A 20,588-nucleotide genomic window follows, 5' to 3' on the forward strand; every position below is an offset into this window, starting at 1 on the left:
ATGGAATCCTTCGCACTCCTGCTCGCGGCCACCTTCAACGCCGGCACCGTGCTGGCCATCGCGGCGCTCGGCCTGCTCATCAACGAGCGCGCCGGCATCGTCAACCTCGGTGCCGAAGGCATGATGCTGGTGGCCGCCGTCGCCGGCTTCGCCACCGCGGTGACCACCGGCAACGACTGGCTGGCCTTCGCGGCCGGCGCCGGCGCCGGCGCCTTGATGGCCGCGGCCTTCGGCGTGCTGGTCATCTGGCTCAACACCAACCAGTACGCCACCGGCCTGGCGCTGAGCCTGTTCGGCACCGGCTTCTCGGCCTTCGTGGGCATCAAGTACACGCAGGAGAAGCTCAGCGAGCGCGCGCACTTCGACATCCCCGTGCTGTCGGACATCCCGTTCATCGGCCCGGCGATGTTCAAGCAGCACCCGATGGTCTACATCGCCGTGCTGCTGACGATCGCGCTGGCGTGGTTCCTTTACCGCTCGCGCGCCGGCCTGGTGCTGCGCGCGGTCGGCGAGTCGCCCGAGTCGGCGCACGCACTGGGCTACCCGGTGCGGCGCATCCGGCTGATGGCGGTGATGGTCGGCGGTGCGCTGTGCGGGGTGTCGGGCGCCTACATCTCGGTGATCTACACGCCGCTGTGGGTGGAAGGCATGATCGCCGGCAAGGGCTGGATCGCGCTGGCGCTCACCACCTTCGCCACCTGGCGACCGGCACGTGTCTTGCTCGGTGCCTATCTCTTCGGCGGCGTGACGATGCTGCAGTTCCACCTCCAGGGAGAAGGCGTCCAGGTGCCCAGCCAGTTCCTCACCATGCTGCCCTACGTGGCCACCATCGTGGTGCTGGTGCTGATCTCGCGCAACGCCAACTTCATCAAGGTGAACATGCCGGCGTCCATTGGCAAGCCGTTCTTCCCGGGGTCCTGACGCGCTGTCGCGCTGACCCATAATTCTTGTTTTCCCGCTCCTCTCGCACCTCAACCTGGAGACGACATGACGTCACAAAGCAAGCGTTCGCTGATCAAACTGGCCGGCTGGAGTTCGCTGGCGGCCGCCGCGGCCCTGGTGGGCTGCGGCAAGAAGGAAGAACCGGCGCCGCCGGCCGCCGCGCCCGCTGCCTCGCCGGTGGCCGCCGCCCCGGCCAAGCCCGAGCCGCTGAAGATCGCCTTCGCCTACGTCGGCCCGGTGGGCGACGGCGGCTGGACCTTTGCGCACGACAACGGCCGCAAGGCGGTCGAGAAGGAGTTCGGCGACAAGGTGGTCACCAGCTTCGTCGAGAAGGTGCCCGAAGCTGCCGACGCCGAGCGCGTGTTCCGCGACATGGCCAGCCAGGGCAACAAGCTGATCTTCGGCACCACCTTCGGCTACATGGAGCCAATGCTCAAGACCGCGGCCGACCTCAAGGACGTGAAGTTCGAGCATGCCACCGGCTACAAGCAGGCCGAGAACATGCGCACCTACGACAGCCGCACCTATGAAGGTGCCTACATGGCCGGCGTCATCGCCGGCGCGATGACCAAGTCGAACACGCTGGGCGTGGTCGGCTCGATCCCCATCCCCGAGGTGATCCGCAACATCAACAGCTTCACGCTGGGCGCGCAGTCGGTGAACCCGAAGGTCAAGACCAAGGTGGTCTGGGTCAACGAATGGTTCAACCCGCCCAAGGAAACCGAAGCCGCGCAATCGCTGCTCAACGGCGGCGCCGACGTGCTGTTCCAGAACACCGACTCCTCGGCCGTGCTGCAGACGGCTGGTAAGGCCAAGAAGTTCGCCTTCGGTTGGGACAGCGACATGAGCGCCTACTCGCCCGAAGCGCACCTGGCCTCGGCCATCATCAACTGGGGCCCGTACTACATCAAGGCCACGCGCGATGCGCTCGAAGGCAAGTGGACCGGCGGCACGGGCTCCTGGTGGGGCGTCAAGGAAGGCACGATCGACATCGTGTCCATCTCCGACAAGGTGCCCGCCGAGATCAAGGCCAAGGTCGAGACGGTCAAGGCCGGCCTGAAGGACGGCAGCTTCGCGATCTGGAAGGGCCCGATCCTCGGCCAGGACGGCAAGGAGGTCCTGAAGAAGGACGAGGTCGCCGACGACAAGTGGCTCGGCGGCGTCAAGTTCTACGTCAAGGGCGTGGAAGGCAAGGTGCCGGGCGACAAGTGATCGCCGGCTGAACTGCCATGCGAGCAGGCCGCCGCGGTGTGACGAACACCCGGCGGCCTTGTTTCTTGTCGGGACCCGAACCATGAACGAAGCGAATTTTGCCCACCCCGTGCTCGACGCCCAGGCGCTCGGCGAGGTTCCCCTGGCTGTGCGGCTGCTGGCCGAAGACTACGTGCTCTGGCGCGACGCCTCCGGCATGCCCTGCGCCGCGCGCGACCGCTGCCCGCACCGCGGCACGAAACTGTCCCTCGGGCGGGTCTGCGAAGGGCAGATCGAATGTCCGTACCACGGCTGGCGCTTCGACGGCGCCGGGCGCTGCACGCAGATCCCGGCGCTGCCCTCGTTCACGCCCTCGGACTCGCACGCATTGAGCCCGCTGCGCGTGCTGCAAGCGCATGGGCTGCTCTGGCTGCAGCTCGACGGCGGGGTGAACCTGCCGCGCTTCGATGGCGAGGCCGATGCGAAGCTGCGCAAGCTCAACGTCGGCCCCTACGACGTGGCGACCAGCGCGCCGCGCATCGTCGAGAATTTCCTCGACCTGGCGCACTTCGGCTTCGTGCACGAAGGCTGGCTGGGCGACCGTGGGCACACCTCGCTCGACGACTACCGCGTGCAGAGCACGGCCACCGGCTTCGTGGCCAGCGGCTGCCGTGCCTGGCAGCCGCAGAGCAACCGCCTGTCCACCGAAGGCAGCTGGGTCGACTACCGCTACGAGGTGATGGCGCCCTACACCGCAGTGCTCACCAAGCTGCCGCAGCTGCAGGACGGCTACCGCGACGAGATCGCGCTGTTCGTCTGCCCTGTGGAGCCCGAGAAGAGCCGCGTCTGGTTCCGCATGGCCGTCACCGACCACGACTCGAGCGACGAGGAACTGAGCGCCTTCCAGCACACCATCTTCACGCAGGACCAGCCGGTGCTGGAGTCGCAAGTGCCGCGCCGGCTGCCGGTGTCCGGCGGCGAAGTGCACTGCGCCGCCGACCGCAGCTCGGCCGCCTACCGCCGCTTCCTGCTGGAATGCGGCATCTCCTTCGGGATCTGCTGAGGAGCCGAACCCATGAGCACCATGAACTTCGACGCCATCCCGCGCTGGCGGCTGCCCGGGCTGTTGCGCGCCATGCCCAAGGCCGAGCTGCACATCCACATCGAGGGCTCGCTCGAGCCGGAACTGATCTTCAGGCTCGCGCAGCGCAACGGCGTGACGCTGCCCTACGCCAGCGTGGAGGCATTGCGCGCCGCCTACGCCTTCACCGACCTGCAGAGCTTCCTCGACATCTACTACGCCGGCGCCAGCGTGCTGCTGAAGGAGGAAGACTTCTTCGACATGGCCTGGGCCTACCTCGAGCGCGCCGCGGCCGACAACGTCATCCACACCGAGATCTTCTTCGACCCGCAGACTCACACCGTTCGCGGCGTGCCTTTCGAGACGGTGATCAAGGGTCTGGACCATGCCTGTCACCGCGCCCACCAGGAGATGCGCATCAGCGCCAAGCTGATCCTGTGCTTCCTGCGCCACCTCAGCGAAGACGAGGCGATGGCGACGCTGGAGGAGGCGCTGCCCTACAAGCACCACTTCATCGGCGTCGGCCTGGACAGCAGCGAACGCGGCCACCCGCCGGAGAAGTTCGCGCGCGTGTTTGCGCGGGCGCGCGAGGCCGGGCTGCATCTGGTGGCGCACGCCGGCGAGGAGGGGCCTCCGGCCTACATCCGCAGCGCGCTCGATGTGCTGCACGTCGAGCGCATCGACCATGGCGTGCGTTGCGTGGAAGACCCGGCGCTCGTGCAGCGCCTGGCCGCCGAGGGCATGGCACTGACGGTGTGCCCGCTGTCCAACGTGAAGCTGTGCGTGTTCGAGACCATGGCCGATCACAACCTGCCCGCGCTGCTGGCCGCCGGACTGAAGGCCACCATCAATTCCGACGACCCGGCCTACTTCGGCGGCTACATGAACCAGAACTTCATGGAGACCTTCGCCGCGCTGCCGCAGCTCGGCGCGCGCGAGGCCTACACGCTGGCGCGCAACAGCTTCGAGGCCAGCTTCGCCGATGCCGGCGCCAAGTCGCACTGGATCAACCAGCTCGATCTGGCCTTCGAGGAGGCGGCTTCGCCTCAGTGAAGCCGGGCCGACGCGGGCAGTGCGCGCGGCTCGGCCTGCTCCGTGCAGGCGCTCATCAGCTGCCAGCGCGCGCGCAGGCCCAGCAGGATGCGCTGGAAGGATTCGCTCAGACCAACGTGGCCGGCCAGCAGGTCGAGGTTGCTGCCGATCTTCGCGCCCATCAGCAGGCGCTGCTGCGGGTGCAGATCGGCCTGCAGCGCCTGGCTGTAGCCCGTCATCAGCGCCAGCGTGCCGGCGAGCATGGCCTCCAGGCTGGGCAGTTCATGTTCTTCGGTCATGGGGCGGATGCGCGACGGCATGGGCTTTCTCCTGCACGGAACATGGCGCCGATTCTGTCGCAAATGAGAACGATTCGCAAATAGACGCGAGCCCTGCGCGGGTATCCGGATGGCCTTGCTGCGACAATCGACGCCACGAAGCGGCAGTGCTCCCTGCCGCTTCGTGCTTTTCATCCGGAGCCATGTAGAGGAACACCATGCACAAAAACCTCGCCCGCGCGGCCGCGCTCGCCGCTGCGTTGCTGAGTCCCTTCCACACCCCCGCCCAGACGCCGCCGCTGAAGCTCGCCTTCGTCTACGTCAGCCCCGTCGGCGAGGCCGGCTGGAGCTACCAGCACGACCTCGGCCGCCGCGAGATGGAGCGTGCGCTCGGCGCGCGCGTGCAGACCACCGTGGTCGAGGCCGTGGCCGAGGGTGCCGATTCCGAACGTGTGATGCGCGACCTCGCGGCGCAGGGCTACCAGCTCATCTTCGCCACCAGCTTCGGCTACCTCGAGCCGGCGCTGCGCGTGGCGGCCGAGTTCCCCAACGTGAAGTTCGAGCACGTCGGCGGCTACAAGACGGCGGCCAACCTGAACACCTACAACGCGCGCTACTACGAGGCGCGCTACCTGGCCGGCTGGCTGGCCGGCAAGACCAGCAAGTCGGGCATTGCCGGCTACGTGGCCGGCTTTCCGGTGCCCGAGGTGGTGCAGGGCATCAACGCCTTCGCGATCGGCATGCGGGAAGCGAACCCGAAGGCGCAGCTGCGTGTGCTGTGGCTGAACGCCTGGTTCGACCCGGCGCGCGAGCGCGAGGCGGCGCAGACCCTGATCAACCAGGGCGCCGACGTGCTCACCAACCACAGCGGCTCACCCGCCGTGCCGCAGGCGGCGCAGGCCGCGTTCAGGGACAAGGGCGTGCGCGTGATCGCCTACCAGAGCGACATGAAGGCCTTCGCGCCCGACGCACAGCTGGCGGCCGTGACCCACCACTGGGGTGGCCACTACACGCTCGTGGCGCAATCGGTGCTCGATGGGCGCTGGAAGGCGCAGCCGGTGTGGGCCGGCATGAAGGACGGCCTGGTGCAGCTCAGCGCGGTCGATACCTCGCTGCCGAAGGAGCTGCGTGCGCAGCTGGAGGCCCGGCGCCAGGCGGTGGTCGCCGGCAAGCTCAAGCCCTTCTCCGGCCGGCTCGTCGACAACGCCGGCACGGAGCGCCTGCCGCGCGGCACGCTCGACGACGCGGCCATCGCCACGATGAACTGGCTGGCCGCTGGCGTGGTCGGCAGCTTGCCGGGACAATGAGCCCATCGTATCCACGGGGCCGGGCCATGCTGCGATCCGTTCTGGGTGGGGGGCTGCTGATCGCCGCGCTGTGCGCCGGCGCCGACGCGCGCACGCTGCGCATCGCCAGCGCCAACGACCCGCAGTCGATGGACCCGCACGCGCTGTCGCTGCAGTACCAGTCGCGCGTGGTCACGCAGATCTACGAAGGCCTGGTCAACCGCAGCCGCAGTTTCAAGCTCGAGCCCTCGCTGGCCGAGTCTTGGGAGCGCGCTGCGCCGCTGGTGTGGCGCTTCAGGCTGCGGCCCGGCGTGAGCTTCCACGACGGCACGCCGTTCACCGCCGACGACGCGGTGTTCTCGATCGAGCGCGCGATGTCGCGAACGTCGCAGCGCGCCAACCAGCTGCGCGGCATCGCCGGCGTGAAGAAGCTCGACGCCCGCACGATCGAGATCCGCACCGCCGAGACCGACGCGGTGCTGCCCGAGAAGCTGTGGCTCGTCGCCATGATGAGCAAGGCCTGGGCGGAGAAGAACAAGGTCACCCAGCCGCAGGACTACAACGCGCGGCAGGAGACCTTCTCCGTGCGCAACGCCAACGGCACCGGGCCCTTCGTGCTCGAGCGCTACGAGGCCGACGCGCGCACGGTGCTGAAGGCCAACCCGCGCTGGTGGGGCCGCGGCACGCCCTTCGGCGGCGGCAATCTCGACGAGGCGGTGTTCGTCGTCATCCAGTCCGACGCGACGCGGCTGGCCGCACTGGCCTCGAAGCAGGTCGACCTGGTGCTCGACCCGCCGCTGCAGGACCTGCCGCGCCTGAAGGCCGACCCGTCGATCAAGCTGGTCAGCTCGGCCGACATCGGCACGCAGTACCTGGCACTCGACCAGCACCGCGCCGAGCTGCCGGACTCCGGCGTCAGCGGCCGCAATCCCTTCAAGGACCGCCGCGTGCGCCTGGCCGTCTGGCAGGCCATCGACACCGATCTGATCGTGCGCCAGGTGCTGCGAGGGCAAGGCATGAGCACCGGCTCGGCCGTCTCGGCGCTGGTCGACGGCCATGTCGCTGCGCTCGATGCGCGCCCGCCCTACGACCCCGCCGCCGCGCGTGCGCTGCTCAAGCAAGCTGGGTATGCGGATGGGTTTCGCGTCACGCTCGACTGCGTGAGCGTGTCCGTGCGCGCCGCCGCCTGCCAGGCCATGGCTTCGATGCTCGAGAAGGTCGGCATCAAGGTGAACTTCGTGCCCGCGCCGGCGGCGACCTTCTTCCCGAAGGTGACGCAGGCCATCAGCAGTTTCATGGAGTTCGGCTGGGCGCCGGGCTCCGATGCCTGGTTCGTGCTCAATACACTGCTGCGCACGAACGACGGCATGTATTCCGGCGCCTTCAACGGCGGGCGCTACTCGAACCCGAAGTACGACGCGCTGATCGACGCCGTGCGCGTCGAGCCCGACCTGACGCGCCGGCGGGCCCTGGTCGGCGAGGTTCTCAAGCTGATCCGCGACGACGTCGCGATCATCCCCTTGTACCGCCGCCAGCACACCTGGGCGATGCGTCCGGACGTCGACCTGGTGCAGTGGTCGAACGACGTGGCCGAGCTGCGCTGGGTGACGGTCAGGTGAGCGCGGCGCCCGCTGGCTCGTGCTCCAGCAGCCGGGCGGCCTGCGCGCCGAAGGCGTAGGCGTCCATGCCCAGCGAGCCGTAGGTCACGCTGTCGTGCAGGCGCAGCGGCGCGTTCTCGCGACCGCCCGCGCCGGCGGCGATGTACCAGGGCAGCAGGTGCTCGTCGGTCGGGTGCATGTCGGCCGCGTGCGGTGCCCGCGCCCGGTAATCGAACAGCGCATCCCAGTCGCGTGCCCCGCTGCGCGTCAGCAGCCAGTGGCGGAAAGCTGCGCTCTCCGCGATCTCCGGCCGGTCCACCGGGCCGCGCAGGCCGTGCTCGAAGACACGCCGCAGGTTGTGCGTGATGCTGCCGCTGGCCAGGATCAGCACGCCCTCGTCGGCCAATGGCGCCAGCGCCTGGCCGAGCGCGAACTGCTGCGCCGGGCTGTGCATGGGCACGAAGGCCAGCGGCAGGATCGGCACGTCGGCGTCGGGGTACATGTAGCGCAGCGGCGTCCAGTTGCCGTGGTCGAGCCCGCCCTCGGGGCTGACGTGCACCGGCAGGCCGGCCGCGCTCATCAGCGCCGTGACACGGCTGGCCAGCGCGGGTGCGCCCGGCGCGTCGTAGCGCAGCGTGTACAGCTTGGGGTCGAAGCCGCCGAAGTCGTACACCGCTTCGTGGCGCGTGCCGGCCAGCAGCACCGGCGCGCGCGCGGCGGTGTGCGCCGAGATGGCCAGGATCGCCTTCGGGCGGCCGAACCGCGCGTCGATGCGCGTGCCCAGCGCCTGCATGAAGGCTCCGGCGGCTCCCGGCTCGAGCGCCGTCATCGGCGAGCCGTGGGAGACGAAGATCGAGGGAAGTCGAAGGTGGTCCATGACCTCATTGGACGCCGCACTGCCGGGCGCGGCGCTCAGGCGAATTGCACGCAGCGTTCAGCGCGACTGCCAGTCGGCGCTGCCGCCGGCCAGGCGGCCGAGCAGGGCGATGGCCTGGCGCACAGTCTCGGGCGATGGCCTGCACTGCAGCTCGTCGAGAAAGGCGACGACGGCACGGTCGGGCGGGCCGGCGTTGACGACATAGCGCATCGACCAGTCGGGGAAGCTCGGTGCCGCCACCGGGCCGCTGTGGATGCGAGTGATTTCGCCGTGGCGCTTGTCCGCGCTGATGCGCTGGAAACACTGTTCGACCGAGGCGGACTCGCCTTCGAGGATCTGCACGAAGCGCCCGCCGTAATGCAGCAGCGCGCCGGTGATGCCCATCGATTGATTGCGGGCGCGGGCACGCAACAGCATGGCATCGAGCTCGTCAGGGGCCATGTCCCGCGCGGCGGTGCTCATGTACAGCAGGCACTGCAGGTCGCTCATGGCCGCACTGTAGGCGCGCGCTGGCGGCGGGCACAGCGGCGGCAGGCCTGAAGCGCGCATTCCCTCACGTTCCGGTTGCGGCCGCGAGTCATGGCACAGTCCGGCCACCATGCAACCCACCGCCGGCTCCGCTTCCGTGTTCTCTCTCGCCTGGCGCCAGATGGCGCGCGACTTCCGCGCCGGCGAGTTGCGGCTGCTGGTGGCGGCGGTGATGCTGGCCGTGGCGGCCCTCACTGCGGTCGGCTTCTTCGCCGACCGGATCAACACCGGCCTGACCCGCGACGCCCGCCAGATGCTCGGCGGCGACGCCATCGTCGCCAGCGACCAGCCCGCGCCGCCGGCCTTCGCCACCAAGGCCGCCGAACTGGGCCTGAGCGCGGCGCTCACCACCAGCTTCCCGAGCATGGGCCGCGCCGGCGACGACAAGGGCGGGGCCACGCGCCTGGTGACTGCCAAGGCCGTGGCCGAGGGTTACCCGCTGCGCGGCAAGCTGCGCCTGGCCAGCACGCCGGGCGGGGCCGAGACCGAGGTGGCCCGCGCGCCCGAGCCTGGCACCGTGTGGGTCGACCCGGCGCTGTTGCCTGCGCTGGGCCTGCAGGTCGGCGACCCGCTGCTGCTGGGCGACGCCAGCCTGCGCATCGCCCAGGTGATCGTCATCGAGCCCGACCGCGGAGCGGGCTTCCTCGGCTTCGCGCCGCGGGTGATGCTCAACCAGGCCGACCTGCCGGCCACCGGGCTGATCCAGCCGGCCAGCCGCGTGACCTACCGGCTCGCGGTGGCCTCACCCAGCAACAACGATGCGCCGGTGCGAACCTTCGTTCAATGGGCCGAGGCAGAGATCAAGGCGAAGAACCTGCGTGGCCTGCGTGTCGAGTCGCTGGCCAGCGGCCGCCCGGAGATGCGCCAGACGCTGGATCGCGCCGAGAAGTTCCTCAACCTCGTCGCGTTGCTGGCCGCGCTGCTGGCGGCGGTGGCGGTGGGCATCGCGGCGCGCGACTTCGCCAGCCGCCACCTCGACGACTGCGCGATGCTGCGCGTGCTCGGCCAGCCGCAGCGGCGCATCGCGATGCTCTACCTGATCGAGTTCGGCTGCGTCGGCCTGGTGGCCAGCCTGGCCGGCGTGGCGCTGGGTTTCGGCGTGCACTACGTGTTCGTGTGGCTGCTGGCCGGGCTGGTCGACGGCGCGCTGCCGGCGGCGAGCCTGTGGCCGGCGCTGTTCGGCCTGGGTGTGGGCATGACGCTGCTGCTCGGCTTCGGCCTGCCGCCGGTGCTGCAGCTCGCGCGCGTGCCGCCGCTGCGCGTGATCCGGCGCGACGTCGGCGCGCTCAAGCCGGCCTCGATCGCGGTGCTGGCGGCCGGCACGGCCGGTTTCGTCGCGCTGCTGATGGCGGTGTCCAGCGACCTCAAGCTCGGGCTCATCGCGGTGGGCGGTTTTGCCGCGGCGGTGGCGATGTTCGCTGCGCTGTCGTGGCTGGCGGTGGCGCTGCTGCGCCGCGCCGTGCCGGAGTCGAACGCACCGCGCTGGCTGGTGCTGGCCACGCGGCAGATCGCCGCGCGGCCGGCCTTCGCGGTGCTGCAGGTGTCGGCGCTGAGTGTCGGCCTGCTCGCGCTGGTGCTGCTGGTGCTGCTGCGCACCGACCTGATCAGCAGCTGGCGCCAGGCCACGCCGCCGGATGCGCCGAACCGCTTCGTCATCAACATCCAGCCCGAGCAGGGCGAAGCCTTCCAGCAGCGGCTGAAGGACAGCGGCATCAAGGGCTACGACTGGTACCCGATGATCCGTGGCCGGCTGGTGGCGATCAACGGCAAGGGCGTGCGCCCGGAGGACATGACCGAAGAGCGTGCCAAGCGCCTGGTCGACCGCGAGTTCAACCTCAGCCACGACACGCGCCTGCCCGCGCACAACGAACTCGTCGGCGGCCGCTGGACGCCCGACGAGCCGAACGCGCTGAGCGTCGAAGAGGGCCTGGCGAAGACGCTGGGCGTGACGCTCGGCGACACGTTGCGCTTCGACATCGCCGGCATGCCGGCCGAGGGCCGCATCACCAGCCTGCGCAAGGTCGACTGGGGCTCGATGCGGGTCAACTTCTTCGTGCTGTTCCCGGCCGCCACGATGGCCGAGCTGCCGGCCACCTACATCGCCGCGTTCCAGGCGCCGCCGGGCCGCGACAAGGGCGCGTCCTTCGACAACGCACTGAGCCGCGACTTCCCGAACATCACCAACGTCGACGTATCGGCCTCGATCGCGCAGGTGCAGCGCGTGCTCGACCAGGTGATCCGCGCCGTCGAGTTCCTGTTCGGCTTCACGCTGGCCGCCGGGCTGGTGGTGCTGTTCGCCGCCGTGACGGCGACGCGCGAGGCGAGGGCGCGCGAGTTCGCGGTGATGCGCGCGATGGGGGCGAGCGGCAGGCTGCTCGGCCAGGTGCAGCGTGCCGAGTTGCTCGGCGTCGGCGCGCTGGCCGGCGTGCTGGCCTCGCTGGCGGCGATGGCGGTGGGCTGGGCGCTGGCGCGCTACGCCTTCGAGTTCAGCTGGAACCCGTCGCCGCTGGTGCCGCTGGCCGGAGGCGTGGCCGGCGCGCTGCTCGCGCTGGCCGCCGGCTGGTGGGGCCTGCGCGAGGTGCTTCGGCGCCCGGTCGTCGAGACCCTTCGGCGCGCCGCCGAGTAGGGCGGCTCTCGTCAGCCTGCCGCGTCAGGCCCCGGCGAGGCGGAAGCCCGCCAGCGCCTGCGCCAGACGCTGTGCCTGGGTGCGCAGGCTTTCCGCCGCGGCGGTCGATTCCTCGACGAGCGCGGCGTTCTGCTGAGTCATCTGGTCGAGCTGCGTCACGGCGGTGTTGACCTGGCCGATGCCGTCGCTCTGCTCGCCGGAGGCGACCGTGATCTCGCCGATCACGTCGCTCACGCGCTTGACCGAGCCGACGATCTCGCCCATGGTCTGTCCGGCGTCGGCGACGAGCTTGGAGCCGGCCTCGACGCGCTCGACGCTGGCGCCGATCAGGCCCTTGATCTCCTTGGCGGCTTCGGCCGAGCGCTGGGCCAGGCTGCGCACCTCGGAGGCGACGACGGCGAAGCCGCGGCCCTGCTCGCCGGCACGGGCGGCTTCCACCGCGGCGTTCAGGGCGAGGATGTTGGTCTGGAAGGCGATGCCGTCGATGACGCCGATGATGTCGGCGATCTTCTTGGAGCTGGTGTTGATCTCGTCCATGGTGGAGACCACCTGCGAGACGACCGAGCCGCCGCGCTGGGCCACCTCGGCGGCCGAGGCCGCGAGCTGGTTGGCCTGACGGGCCGACTCGGCGCTGTTTCGCACCGTGGCAGTGAGCTGCTCCATCGCGCTGGCGGTCTCCTGCAGGCTGCTGGCGGCCTGTTCGGTGCGCGAGCTCAGGTCGTGGTTGCCCGAGGCGATCTCGTCGCTGGCAGTGGTCACGCTTCCCGCCGAGGCACGCACCTGCTGCAGCGTCTGCTGCACACGGCCCAGGGCCTGCTTGAGCGCCACGGCGCCGGCCGTGGTGGCGGGCACGTGGCTCAGGTCCAGCGAGATCTGGCCGTCGGAACCGACCTCGTGCACCAGCACCGAGAGTTCTTCGCCCTGGCGAGCGATGGCCGCCATGCGCACCGCGATCAGCACTTCGAGGGCCGTCTGCAGCACCACGTAGCCCGCATGCATGACGATCTTCAGGAAGTTGGGTTCCGGCGTGCAGTACACGCCCATGCCGGCGGCCTGCATGCGGTCGAAGGCGACGTGGTGCACGGCGAAGAAGGCCGCGGAGACCACGATCGGCCGCCAGTCGCGGTAGACGAGCAAAAGCGCCAGCGTGACGAACACGCCGAAGTGGAACTCCAGCGTGCCGCGGCCGAGGTGGATATGCAGCGCCACGGCGGCCGACAGGCACAGCGCGAGCACGCTGCGCGACAGGCCCGAGCCGCCGGCCGTGGAGAACGCCGCGCCGCCGACGAGAAGCAGCAGCAGCGACACGCCCGCGGCCAGGCCCGGCGCGCCGTAGTACGAGCCGATCGCCAGCGCTGCGGCCGAATAGACCAGCAGCGTGCCCAGCATGATCAGGTCGGCGGTGCGGCCGAGGGCCGTGGCGGCGGCTTGCGACGAGGAAACGTGAGTGGTCATGGCGTTCGTGGCGATGGAAGGGGGTCTAGCGGTGCTGGTCGATCAGGCCCATTTCGGCGCTGGCCATGAGGGACTCGATGTCCATGAGGATGAGCATGCGTTCGGTGTCACCGTTCTTGACGGCGCCGATGCCGGTGATGAAGCCCGCGTCGACGGCGGAAGACATCTCCGGGGCGGGCTTGATGGTCTCGCGCGAGAGTTCGAGCACGTCGGAGACGGAGTCGACGACAGCGCCGACGACACGGCCCTTGACGTTCAGGACGATGACGACGGTGAAGGTGTTGTACTCGGCCGAGTCGCAGCCGAGTTTCATGCGCAGGTCGACGATCGGGACGATGACGCCGCGCAGGTTGACCACGCCCTTGATGAAGGAGGGCGCGTTGGCGATGCGGGTGGGCTGCTCGTAGGAGCGGATCTCCTGCACGCGCAGGATGTCGATGCCGTACTCCTCCTCGCCCAGGCGGAAGGTCAGGAACTCGCCGCCGGCGTGGCCGGCCTGCGCGGCCTCGCGGGCCGCCTCGTGCTGCGCCACGTGCTGGGCGTCGGTGATCATGTCCATGGGCTGGTCTTCCCGCAAAAGATGAGTGTGTCCTGCATGGACTTATCGGCCGGGGCGCCTCCGACTGAAGGCTGGCGCCCGGGCGCGCCGCCCTGCCGCTGTCAATGGAGCTCGGTGATCAGGCCCATTTCGGCGCTGGCCATGAGGGACTCGATGTCCATGAGGATGAGCATGCGTTCGGTGTCACCGTTCTTGACGGCGCCGATGCCGGTGATGAAGCCCGCGTCGACGGCGGAAGACATCTCCGGGGCGGGCTTGATGGTCTCGCGCGAGAGTTCGAGCACGTCGGAGACGGAGTCGACGACAGCGCCGACGACACGGCCCTTGACGTTCAGGACGATGACGACGGTGAAGGTGTTGTACTCGGCCGAATCGCAGCCCAGCTTCATGCGCAGGTCGACGATGGGCACGATGACGCCACGCAGGTTGACCACGCCCTTGATGAAGGAGGGCGCGTTGGCGATGCGGGTGGGCTGCTCGTAGGAGCGGATCTCCTGCACGCGCAGGATGTCGATGCCGTACTCCTCCTCGCCCAGGCGGAAGGTCAGGAACTCGCCGCCGGCGTGGGCCTGGGCGCGGGCGGCCTCGTGCTGGGCCACGTGCTTTGCGTCTGTGATCATGTCCATGTTGAATCTCGCTGGGCTGGAGTAAAGGAGTGCGGGGTCAGGCCGCCGCGTGCACGCGGAACGTGCCGACCACCTGGTTCAGGCGCATGGCCTGGTCCTTGAGCGATTCGGCGGCGGCGGCGGACTGTTCGACGAGGGCGGCGTTCTGCTGCGTCATCTGGTCGAGCTGGGTGACGGCGGTGTTGACCTGGCCGATGCCGTCGCTCTGCTCGGCGGCGGCGGCGGTGATCTCGCCGATGATGTCGGAGACACGCTGCACCGAGCCGACGATCTCGCCCATGGTCTGGCCGGCGTCGGCGACGAGCTTGGAGCCGGCCTCGACGCGCTCGACGCTGGCGCCGATCAGGCCTTTGATCTCCTTGGCGGCTTCGGCCGAGCGCTGGGCCAGGCTGCGCACCTCGGAGGCCACGACGGCGAAGCCGCGGCCCTGCTCGCCGGCACGGGCGGCTTCCACCGCGGCGTTCAGGGCGAGGATGTTGGTCTGGAAGGCGATGCCGTCGATGACGCCGATGATGTCGGCGATCTTCTTGGAGCTGGCGTTGATCTCGTCCATGGTGGAGACGACCTGCGAGACGACCGAGCCGCCGCGCTGGGCCACTTCGGCAGCGGAAGCGGCGAGCTGGTTGGCCTGGCGCGCCGAGTCGGCGCTCTGCTTGACGGTGCCGTTGAGCTGCTCGACCGAGCTGGCGGTCTGCTGCAGGTTGCTGGCGGCCTGCTCGGTGCGCGCGGAGAGATCCTGATTGCCGGAAGCGATCTCGGCACTGGCCGTGCCGATGCTCTCGCCGCTGATGCGCACCTGGCCGACCAGCGTGCGCAGGAAGTCCTGCATCTGGTTCAGGGATTCCAGCAGCGCGCTGGCTTCGTCGCGGCCTTCCACGGTGATGCGGCCCGTCAGGTCGCCCGAGGCAATGGCCTGGGCGATCTGTCGCGCATGTTCGACCGGTTGCACGATCGAGCGCGAGTTCAGCAGCGTCAGCGGCACCACCAGCACCAGCGCGAAGCCGAGCATGGCGGCGAAGGCGTACAGCGTCGTCGTCATCGCGGCGGCGAACTCCGCCTGCCGGCCCTTGACTTCGTCGCGCACGATGGTGCCGATCTGTTCGATGTGTTTCTCGACCGCGTTCACGTGCGCCTTGGCCTTGTCCAGGCGCTTGTCGGCCACCTTGGCGGTGTCGAACGCGCCGTTCTGCACCGCGTCGAGCACGGGCTTGGACTCCACCACATAGGCCTCCAGGCTCTTGACGGCCTCGCGGGCGAACTTGTTGTCCTCGTCTTCCTCGCCTTCGAGCATCGCCTCGAACGACTTCTTCAGCGCCTGCGCCGTGGCCACCCAGGCCTCGCGGTGCTTGAGCACGGCCACGCCGTCCTCGTAGTCGATCACCATGTTTTTCTCATGGCGGCGCAGCTCGCCCACCGTGGCGCGCAATTCGCCGACGGTGGCGATCTCGTGCACCGAATGGTCCATGAACTCGCTGTTCAGCGTTTTCAGCCGGCCGCCCCCCCACAGCGCCGTCGCGCCGACCAGGATGAACAGCCCGATGACCATCAGGATGGCGCCGAGCATGCGGGTGCGGATGGTGAAGCCGCGAAGCAGGGTCTGGAGGTTCATGGGGCCGCCGTGAAAGGTGAAGGTGTGATCAGAAGGTTTCCCAATCACCCGATACGGCTGCGGTGCTTGCGATGGGGTTCGGTGCCGGACGCACTGCAGCTTGCGGCGCGGCCTTCGGTGACGCGGCCTTCAGCGACGCGGGCTTTGGCTGCGCAGCTTTCGGTGTCGGCGCGATCACCCGCCCGCGGGCGACGGGCGAGTGCGCCGTCACGGTGGCTTGGGGCGGTGCCACGCCGGCGTGGCCGGCCAGGCGGAAGCTCGCCACCACCTGCGCGAGGCGCATGGCCTGGTCCTTGAGCGATTCGGCGGCGGCGGCGGACTGTTCGACGAGGGCGGCGTTCTGCTGCGTCATCTGGTCGAGCTGGGTGACGGCGGTGTTGACCTGGCCGATGCCGTCGCTCTGCTCGGCGGCGGCGGCGGTGATCTCGCCGATGATGTCGGAGACACGCTGCACCGAGCCGACGATCTCGCCCATGGTCTGGCCGGCGTCGGCGACGAGCTTGGAGCCGGCCTCGACGCGCTCGACGCTGGCGCCGATCAGGCCCTTGATCTCCTTGGCGGCTTCGGCCGAGCGCTGGGCCAGGCTGCGCACCTCGGAGGCGACGACGGCGAAGCCGCGGCCCTGCTCGCCGGCACGGGCGGCTTCGACCGCGGCGTTCAGCGCCAGGATGTTGGTCTGGAAGGCGATGCCGTCGATGACGCCGATGATGTCGGCGATCTTCTTGGAGCTGGCGTTGATCTCGTCCATGGTGGAGACCACCTGCGAGACGACGTGGCCGCCGCGCTGGGCCACTTCGGCAGCGGAAGCGGCGAGCTGGTTGGCCTGGCGCGCCGAGTCGGCGCTCTGCTTGACGGTGCCGTTGAGCTGCTCCATCGACGAGGCGGCCTGCTGCAGGTTGCTCGCCGTCTGCTCGGTGCGCGCGGAGAGATCCTGGTTGCCGGTGGCGATCTCGACGCTGGCGGTGCCGATGCTGTCGGTGCTGGTGCGCACTTGGCCGACCAGCGTGCGCAGCGATTCCTGCATGCGGCCGATGGTGCGAAGCAGGTCGCCGAGTTCATCGCCGCGCTGCGAGCTCACCGAGTGCGAGAGGTCGCCCGATGCGATCACCTCGGCGGCCTTCACCGCCTCATGGACCGGGCTGGTCACGGAACGGGCGATCGACCAGGCCATCATGCTGCCCACGGCCAGGCCCGCGAGCAGCAGCACCGAGAGGATCAGCTTGGCGCGATCGAGACCGTTCTTCACGTCCTGGCCATGCTCGGCGGCGAGACCGAGCTGGAAGTCACGGGTCGCACGCATCGAGGCGATGTACTCCTGCGCTGCAGGCAGCACCCTGCTGCTCAGCAGCGCCTCGGCGGCCAGCGGATCGGCGTTCTTGATCAGCGCCATCAGGTCCTTGCGCAGATCGACGTAGACCTTGCGCTTGTCGGCCACAGTGGCCATCAGCGCCTTGCCCTTCTCGGAAACGACGATCGCTTCGAGTTCCTTCTGGATCTCGGAGATCTTCGCCGTGGTCTCCTTCATCTGCGGGCCGAAGTACTGCTCGACCTGTGGCTGCCCTGCCGCCTTGGCGATGGCGAGCGTCCGGGTGACGTTCAACTCGGTCAGACCGGTCCACTCGCCGACCAGGGCGGCGCGGCGGTCGTACTCTTCGGCCTCCAGGCTGTGCTTTGTGTTGAGAGACAACTGCCAGAACGCGACGGCGAACATGCCCGCCATCAGCGCCAGCAGCGCTCCGAAGCCGAGCGCCAGGCGACGGCCGATCTTGAGGTTGTTGAGGTTCATCGCGTGGCTCTTGTTGGAATGGGGTCTCAGTGGCGCGAACGGCGCACCAGGCTGCCGACGTCGAGGATCAGCGCGACGCGGCCGTCACCCATGATGGTGGCGCCCGAGACGTCGTCGACGCGGCGGTAGTTGGCCTCGAGGTTCTTCACCACGACCTGCTGCTGGCCGAGCAGTTCGTCGACGAGCAGCGCGACACGCCCGCCCTCGGCTTCCACCACGACCATGATGGCGCTGACGTTCTCGAAGTCGAAGCGCGGCACGTTGAAGATGCGTTCGAGCTCGAGCACCGGCATGTACTCGTCGCGCACCTCGACCACGCGGCCCGTGCCGCCGATCGTGCGGATCATTCCCGGCTGAACCTGGAAGGACTCGACCACCGAGGACAGCGGCAGGATGTAGCACTCCTCGCCGACGCCCACGCTCATGCCGTCCATGATGGCCAGCGTCAGCGGCAGGCGCACCTTGACGCTCATGCCGTAGCCTTCGGCGGAGTCGATCTCGACGGTGCCGCCCAGGCCGAGGATGTTCTTCTTCACCACGTCCATGCCGACCCCGCGGCCGGAGACGTCGGTCACCACCTCGGCGGTCGAGAAGCCGGCGGCGAAGATCAGGCTCCAGACCTCCTGGTCGGTCATCGAGTCGGGCGCGTCGATGCCCTTCTCGCGGGCCTTCTTCAGCAGCTTCTCGCGCGACAGGCCCTTGCCGTCGTCGCGCACCTCGATGACGATCGAGCCGCCCTGGTGCGACGCGCTCAGCGTGATCGTGCCGTGCTCGGGCTTGCCCTTGGCCAGCCGCTCGGCCGGCAGTTCGATGCCATGGTCGCAGCTGTTGCGCACCAGGTGCGTCAGCGGGTCGGTGATCTTCTCGACCAGGCCCTTGTCGAGCTCGGTGGCCTCGCCGTGCGTCACGAACTCGACCTTCTTGCCGAGCTTGGCGGCCAGGTCGCGCAGCATGCGCGGGAAGCGGTTGAAGACGACCGACATCGGGATCATGCGGATCGACATCACCGATTCCTGCAGGTCCCGCGTGTTGCGCTCCAGGTCGGCCAGGCCGGCGGCCATCTGCTGGTACAGCGCCGCGTCGACGCTCTTGCTGTTCTGCGCGAGCATCGCCTGGGTGATGACGAGTTCGCCCACCAGGTTGATGAGCTGGTCGACCTTCTCGACCGACACGCGAAGCGTCGAGGCCTCGACCGCGGCAGCCGCGGGCTTCTCGACCCTGGCCGCCGGGCGGGCGACCGGCTTGGCGGCGGCCTCCGGCGCGGCCGTCGCCGCGGGTACGCCTGCACTGTTCGCCGCGGTCGAGCCGGGAGCGCCCGGCGCGTCGTCGAAGAAGCCGTAGCCGAGGTCGGCCGGTGCAGCCGGGTCTTCCTGGGGCGCGCCCGGCGCGCCCTGGTGGAAGCCGTAGCCCGGGCCCAGCGGCAGCAGGGCCACCGCCTCGCGGGCGACGTGGAAGGTGAACAGGTCCAGCAGGTCGCTCTCGCTGCTGGTGGTCGTGATCTTGAAACGGCGCATGCCGTCGCTGGACTGGCCGCCGTCGATCGGCTCGATGGTGCCCAGGTCGGTGATTTCCTTGAACAGATCGATCAGGTTGTCGGCCTGCTCGGGCTGGTCGAGCGGGCCGACACGCAGCTCCAGCTGGCGGGCCGGGTTGGCAGGCGCCGCGGCCGGGGCAGCGGGGGCTGCGGCCTGTGCGACCGGCACGGCCACGGCCAGCGGCGCCGGCGGCGCTTCGCCGGCGACCAGCGCACGGATGTTGAACAGCAGTTCGGTGGTGTCGACCTCGGGGCCGCCCGAACCCTGGTGGCGTGCGAGCTGGGCGCGCAGCGCGTCGCCGGAGGCGAGCAGCACGTCGACCATCGGCGCGGTGGGCTGCAGCTCGTGGCGGCGCAGCTTGTCGAGCAGCGTCTCCATCTGGTGGGTCAGCTCGGCCACGTCGTTGAAGCCGAAGGTGGCCGCGCCACCCTTGACGGAATGCGCGCAGCGGAAGATCGAGTTCAGCTCCTCGTCGTCGGCGGCCTCGATGTCGACCTCGAGCAGCAACTGCTCCATGCGGTCGAGGTTCTCGCCCGCTTCCTCGAAGAAGACCTGATAGAACTGGCTCAGGTCAATGCCGGCGCCTGCGTTCGCGCTTTCCGAATTCATCTCGGCCATGGGGTCGTGCTCCCGGGTTTCTTGTGTGCGCGAGGAAGCCTCAGCGGATCACCTTCTTGATGACTTCGAGCAGCTTGGTCGGATCGAAGGGCTTGACCAGCCACCCGGTCGCGCCGGCGCTGCGGCCGGCCTGCTTCATCTGGTCGCTGGACTCGGTGGTCAGGATCAGGATCGGCGTGGCCTTGAACTTCGGGTTGTCGCGAAGCTTCTTGGTCAGGCCGATGCCGTCCAGGCGCGGCATGTTCTGGTCGGTCAGCACGAGGTCGAAATCGCGCGAGCCGGCTTTCTCCCAGGCGTCCTGCCCGTCCACCGCCTCGACCACGTTGTAGCCGGCGCTCTTGAGCGTGAAAGAGACCATCTGGCGCATCGAGGCCGAGTCGTCCACAGCGAGGATTGAATGCATGTCTGGCTCCAGGTAACGAGTGGATTTCGGGAAGTTGGGGGGTTTCTTGAACGGCGCCGGTCAGAAGAGCTCGACGGACCCGGCGTCCATCTCGTCCTGTGTGACGGGGTTGGGCCGCAGCGGGGCGCTCTCGACGACGGCCTCGCCGTCCTCGTCGTCGCCCATCGTTTCCGCGGCCAGGCGATCCGCGCAGTTGCGCAGTCGCGAATTGGTGTGGTGGATCAGCTGCGAGGCCATGTCCTGGAACTGCATCGCGGTGATCGCACCGGCCATGTGCTGCATGGCGTCGTGCAGTTCACGCGTGTTCAGCTCGGGGTGCTGCGCCATCGCGTGCAGCAGGTGGTTGAGCTGGCCCGAGGCACCATAGAAGTGGCCCAGCAGCGCCTCGCTGGCGTCGCTGAGCAGGCGCTGCAGGCGCTCCAGGTCGTTCGAGGCCGTCATCAGGTTGTCCTGAAGGTCGGCCGCGGCCATCAGCGGCAGGGTGCTTCCCCCTCCGGGGTCTGTCGAAACGCGCTCAGGCATCGTGGCTCCGCGATGTGTCAGGGTTCACCGTCCGCA

Annotated in this window: 18 protein-coding genes; 7 read left to right on the forward strand and 11 right to left on the reverse strand. The window is 69.2% G+C overall.

Features of this window, described 5'->3' with window-relative positions; translation table 11 throughout:
* The 4 genes from HZ992_RS05195 to HZ992_RS05210 all read left to right on the forward strand — a co-directional run bounded on the left by HZ992_RS05195 (nucleotide 1) and on the right by HZ992_RS05210 (nucleotide 4,267).
* Nucleotides 1-921, forward strand: coding sequence for an ABC transporter permease (locus HZ992_RS05195; protein ID WP_209385622.1), 921 nt, complete (start codon nucleotides 1-3; stop codon nucleotides 919-921).
* Nucleotides 922-987: 66 nt separating this feature from the next.
* Nucleotides 988-2,154 (forward strand): BMP family ABC transporter substrate-binding protein, encoded by a 1,167-nt coding sequence (locus HZ992_RS05200; RefSeq protein ID WP_209385623.1) that lies wholly within the window; start codon nucleotides 988-990, stop codon nucleotides 2,152-2,154.
* Between the two features lie 82 nt (nucleotides 2,155-2,236).
* Nucleotides 2,237-3,196 carry an aromatic ring-hydroxylating oxygenase subunit alpha gene (locus HZ992_RS05205; RefSeq protein WP_209385624.1) on the forward strand — a complete coding sequence of 320 codons (960 nt, stop codon included), beginning with the start codon at nucleotides 2,237-2,239 and terminating at the stop codon, nucleotides 3,194-3,196.
* Nucleotides 3,197-3,208: 12 nt separating this feature from the next.
* Nucleotides 3,209-4,267 carry an adenosine deaminase gene (locus tag HZ992_RS05210; protein ID WP_209385625.1) on the forward strand — a complete coding sequence of 353 codons (1,059 nt, stop codon included), beginning with the start codon at nucleotides 3,209-3,211 and terminating at the stop codon, nucleotides 4,265-4,267.
* Here the strand turns inward: HZ992_RS05210 and HZ992_RS05215 are convergent.
* Nucleotides 4,261-4,566 carry a hypothetical protein gene (locus tag HZ992_RS05215; protein WP_209385626.1) on the reverse strand — a complete coding sequence of 102 codons (306 nt, stop codon included), beginning with the start codon at nucleotides 4,564-4,566 and terminating at the stop codon, nucleotides 4,261-4,263. The two genes, HZ992_RS05210 and HZ992_RS05215, sit on opposite strands and share 7 nt — an antisense overlap.
* Before the next feature lie 176 nt (nucleotides 4,567-4,742).
* Between HZ992_RS05215 and HZ992_RS05220 the strand changes: the two genes are divergently transcribed.
* Together HZ992_RS05220 and HZ992_RS05225 are read left to right on the forward strand one after the other, a co-directional pair.
* Nucleotides 4,743-5,831, forward strand: a complete 1,089-nt coding sequence (locus HZ992_RS05220; RefSeq protein WP_209385627.1) for a BMP family ABC transporter substrate-binding protein — start codon at nucleotides 4,743-4,745, stop codon at nucleotides 5,829-5,831.
* Nucleotides 5,832-5,857: 26 nt separating this feature from the next.
* Nucleotides 5,858-7,429: an ABC transporter substrate-binding protein gene (locus tag HZ992_RS05225; RefSeq protein WP_209385628.1), complete on the forward strand. Its 1,572-nt coding sequence runs from the start codon at nucleotides 5,858-5,860 to the stop codon at nucleotides 7,427-7,429.
* Here the strand turns inward: HZ992_RS05225 and HZ992_RS05230 are convergent.
* Together HZ992_RS05230 and HZ992_RS05235 are read right to left on the reverse strand one after the other, a co-directional pair.
* A complete protein-coding gene (locus HZ992_RS05230) occupies nucleotides 7,422-8,285 on the reverse strand; it encodes a dioxygenase family protein (protein ID WP_209385629.1) in 864 nt (287 codons plus the stop codon). The genes HZ992_RS05225 and HZ992_RS05230 overlap by 8 nt on opposite strands.
* 57 nt (nucleotides 8,286-8,342) lie before the next feature.
* On the reverse strand, nucleotides 8,343-8,774 hold the full coding sequence (locus tag HZ992_RS05235) for a BLUF domain-containing protein (RefSeq protein WP_209385630.1): 432 nt from the start codon (nucleotides 8,772-8,774) through the stop codon (nucleotides 8,343-8,345).
* Nucleotides 8,775-8,883: 109 nt separating this feature from the next.
* On the opposite strand from HZ992_RS05235, the gene HZ992_RS05240 reads away from it, so the two are divergent.
* A complete protein-coding gene (locus HZ992_RS05240; protein WP_209385631.1) occupies nucleotides 8,884-11,439 on the forward strand; it encodes an ABC transporter permease in 2,556 nt (851 codons plus the stop codon).
* 24 nt (nucleotides 11,440-11,463) lie between these two features.
* Here HZ992_RS05240 and HZ992_RS26015 read toward each other — a convergent pair whose 3' ends face one another.
* The 8 genes from HZ992_RS26015 to HZ992_RS05280 form a co-directional block, all read right to left on the reverse strand.
* Nucleotides 11,464-12,894: a methyl-accepting chemotaxis protein gene (locus HZ992_RS26015; protein WP_209385632.1), complete on the reverse strand. Its 1,431-nt coding sequence runs from the start codon at nucleotides 12,892-12,894 to the stop codon at nucleotides 11,464-11,466.
* A gap of 25 nt (nucleotides 12,895-12,919) precedes the next feature.
* A complete protein-coding gene (locus HZ992_RS05250) occupies nucleotides 12,920-13,453 on the reverse strand; it encodes a chemotaxis protein CheW (protein ID WP_209385633.1) in 534 nt (177 codons plus the stop codon).
* Between the two features lie 101 nt (nucleotides 13,454-13,554).
* Nucleotides 13,555-14,079, reverse strand: a complete 525-nt coding sequence (locus tag HZ992_RS05255) for a chemotaxis protein CheW (RefSeq protein WP_209385634.1) — start codon at nucleotides 14,077-14,079, stop codon at nucleotides 13,555-13,557.
* A gap of 37 nt (nucleotides 14,080-14,116) precedes the next feature.
* A complete protein-coding gene (locus tag HZ992_RS26020) occupies nucleotides 14,117-15,688 on the reverse strand; it encodes a methyl-accepting chemotaxis protein (RefSeq protein WP_209385635.1) in 1,572 nt (523 codons plus the stop codon).
* 28 nt (nucleotides 15,689-15,716) lie between these two features.
* Nucleotides 15,717-17,474, reverse strand: a complete 1,758-nt coding sequence (locus HZ992_RS05265) for a methyl-accepting chemotaxis protein (protein ID WP_209385636.1) — start codon at nucleotides 17,472-17,474, stop codon at nucleotides 15,717-15,719.
* 26 nt (nucleotides 17,475-17,500) lie between these two features.
* Nucleotides 17,501-19,627: a chemotaxis protein CheA gene (locus tag HZ992_RS05270; RefSeq protein WP_209385637.1), complete on the reverse strand. Its 2,127-nt coding sequence runs from the start codon at nucleotides 19,625-19,627 to the stop codon at nucleotides 17,501-17,503.
* Between the two features lie 40 nt (nucleotides 19,628-19,667).
* The gene (locus tag HZ992_RS05275; protein WP_209385638.1) at nucleotides 19,668-20,030 is read right to left on the reverse strand and encodes a response regulator; all 363 of its coding nucleotides are present in this window, start codon (nucleotides 20,028-20,030) and stop codon (nucleotides 19,668-19,670) included.
* 60 nt (nucleotides 20,031-20,090) lie between these two features.
* Complete coding sequence (locus tag HZ992_RS05280; RefSeq protein WP_209385639.1) at nucleotides 20,091-20,552, reverse strand: hypothetical protein; 462 nt, start codon at nucleotides 20,550-20,552, stop codon at nucleotides 20,091-20,093.
* Nucleotides 20,553-20,588 lie beyond the last annotated feature (36 nt).

Source organism: Rhizobacter sp. AJA081-3, from assembly GCF_017795745.1.
Taxonomy (GTDB): Bacteria; Pseudomonadota; Gammaproteobacteria; order Burkholderiales; family Burkholderiaceae_C; genus Piscinibacter.

Bases quoted from the DNA above. Each gene is read 5' to 3' on its own strand.
- HZ992_RS05195 (WP_209385622.1), top strand. From the start codon at position 1: ATGGAATCCTTCGCACTCCTGCTCGCGGCCACCTTCAACGCCGGCACC.
- HZ992_RS05200 (WP_209385623.1), top strand. From the start codon at position 988: ATGACGTCACAAAGCAAGCGTTCGCTGATCAAACTGGCCGGCTGGAGT.
- HZ992_RS05205 (WP_209385624.1), top strand. From the start codon at position 2,237: ATGAACGAAGCGAATTTTGCCCACCCCGTGCTCGACGCCCAGGCGCTC.
- HZ992_RS05210 (WP_209385625.1), top strand. From the start codon at position 3,209: ATGAGCACCATGAACTTCGACGCCATCCCGCGCTGGCGGCTGCCCGGG.
- HZ992_RS05215 (WP_209385626.1), bottom strand. From the start codon at position 4,566: ATGCCGTCGCGCATCCGCCCCATGACCGAAGAACATGAACTGCCCAGC.
- HZ992_RS05220 (WP_209385627.1), top strand. From the start codon at position 4,743: ATGCACAAAAACCTCGCCCGCGCGGCCGCGCTCGCCGCTGCGTTGCTG.
- HZ992_RS05225 (WP_209385628.1), top strand. From the start codon at position 5,858: ATGCTGCGATCCGTTCTGGGTGGGGGGCTGCTGATCGCCGCGCTGTGC.
- HZ992_RS05230 (WP_209385629.1), bottom strand. From the start codon at position 8,285: ATGGACCACCTTCGACTTCCCTCGATCTTCGTCTCCCACGGCTCGCCG.
- HZ992_RS05235 (WP_209385630.1), bottom strand. From the start codon at position 8,774: ATGAGCGACCTGCAGTGCCTGCTGTACATGAGCACCGCCGCGCGGGAC.
- HZ992_RS05240 (WP_209385631.1), top strand. From the start codon at position 8,884: ATGCAACCCACCGCCGGCTCCGCTTCCGTGTTCTCTCTCGCCTGGCGC.
- HZ992_RS26015 (WP_209385632.1), bottom strand. From the start codon at position 12,894: ATGACCACTCACGTTTCCTCGTCGCAAGCCGCCGCCACGGCCCTCGGC.
- HZ992_RS05250 (WP_209385633.1), bottom strand. From the start codon at position 13,453: ATGGACATGATCACCGACGCCCAGCACGTGGCGCAGCACGAGGCGGCC.
- HZ992_RS05255 (WP_209385634.1), bottom strand. From the start codon at position 14,079: ATGGACATGATCACAGACGCAAAGCACGTGGCCCAGCACGAGGCCGCC.
- HZ992_RS26020 (WP_209385635.1), bottom strand. From the start codon at position 15,688: ATGAACCTCCAGACCCTGCTTCGCGGCTTCACCATCCGCACCCGCATG.
- HZ992_RS05265 (WP_209385636.1), bottom strand. From the start codon at position 17,474: ATGAACCTCAACAACCTCAAGATCGGCCGTCGCCTGGCGCTCGGCTTC.
- HZ992_RS05270 (WP_209385637.1), bottom strand. From the start codon at position 19,627: ATGGCCGAGATGAATTCGGAAAGCGCGAACGCAGGCGCCGGCATTGAC.
- HZ992_RS05275 (WP_209385638.1), bottom strand. From the start codon at position 20,030: ATGCATTCAATCCTCGCTGTGGACGACTCGGCCTCGATGCGCCAGATG.
- HZ992_RS05280 (WP_209385639.1), bottom strand. From the start codon at position 20,552: ATGCCTGAGCGCGTTTCGACAGACCCCGGAGGGGGAAGCACCCTGCCG.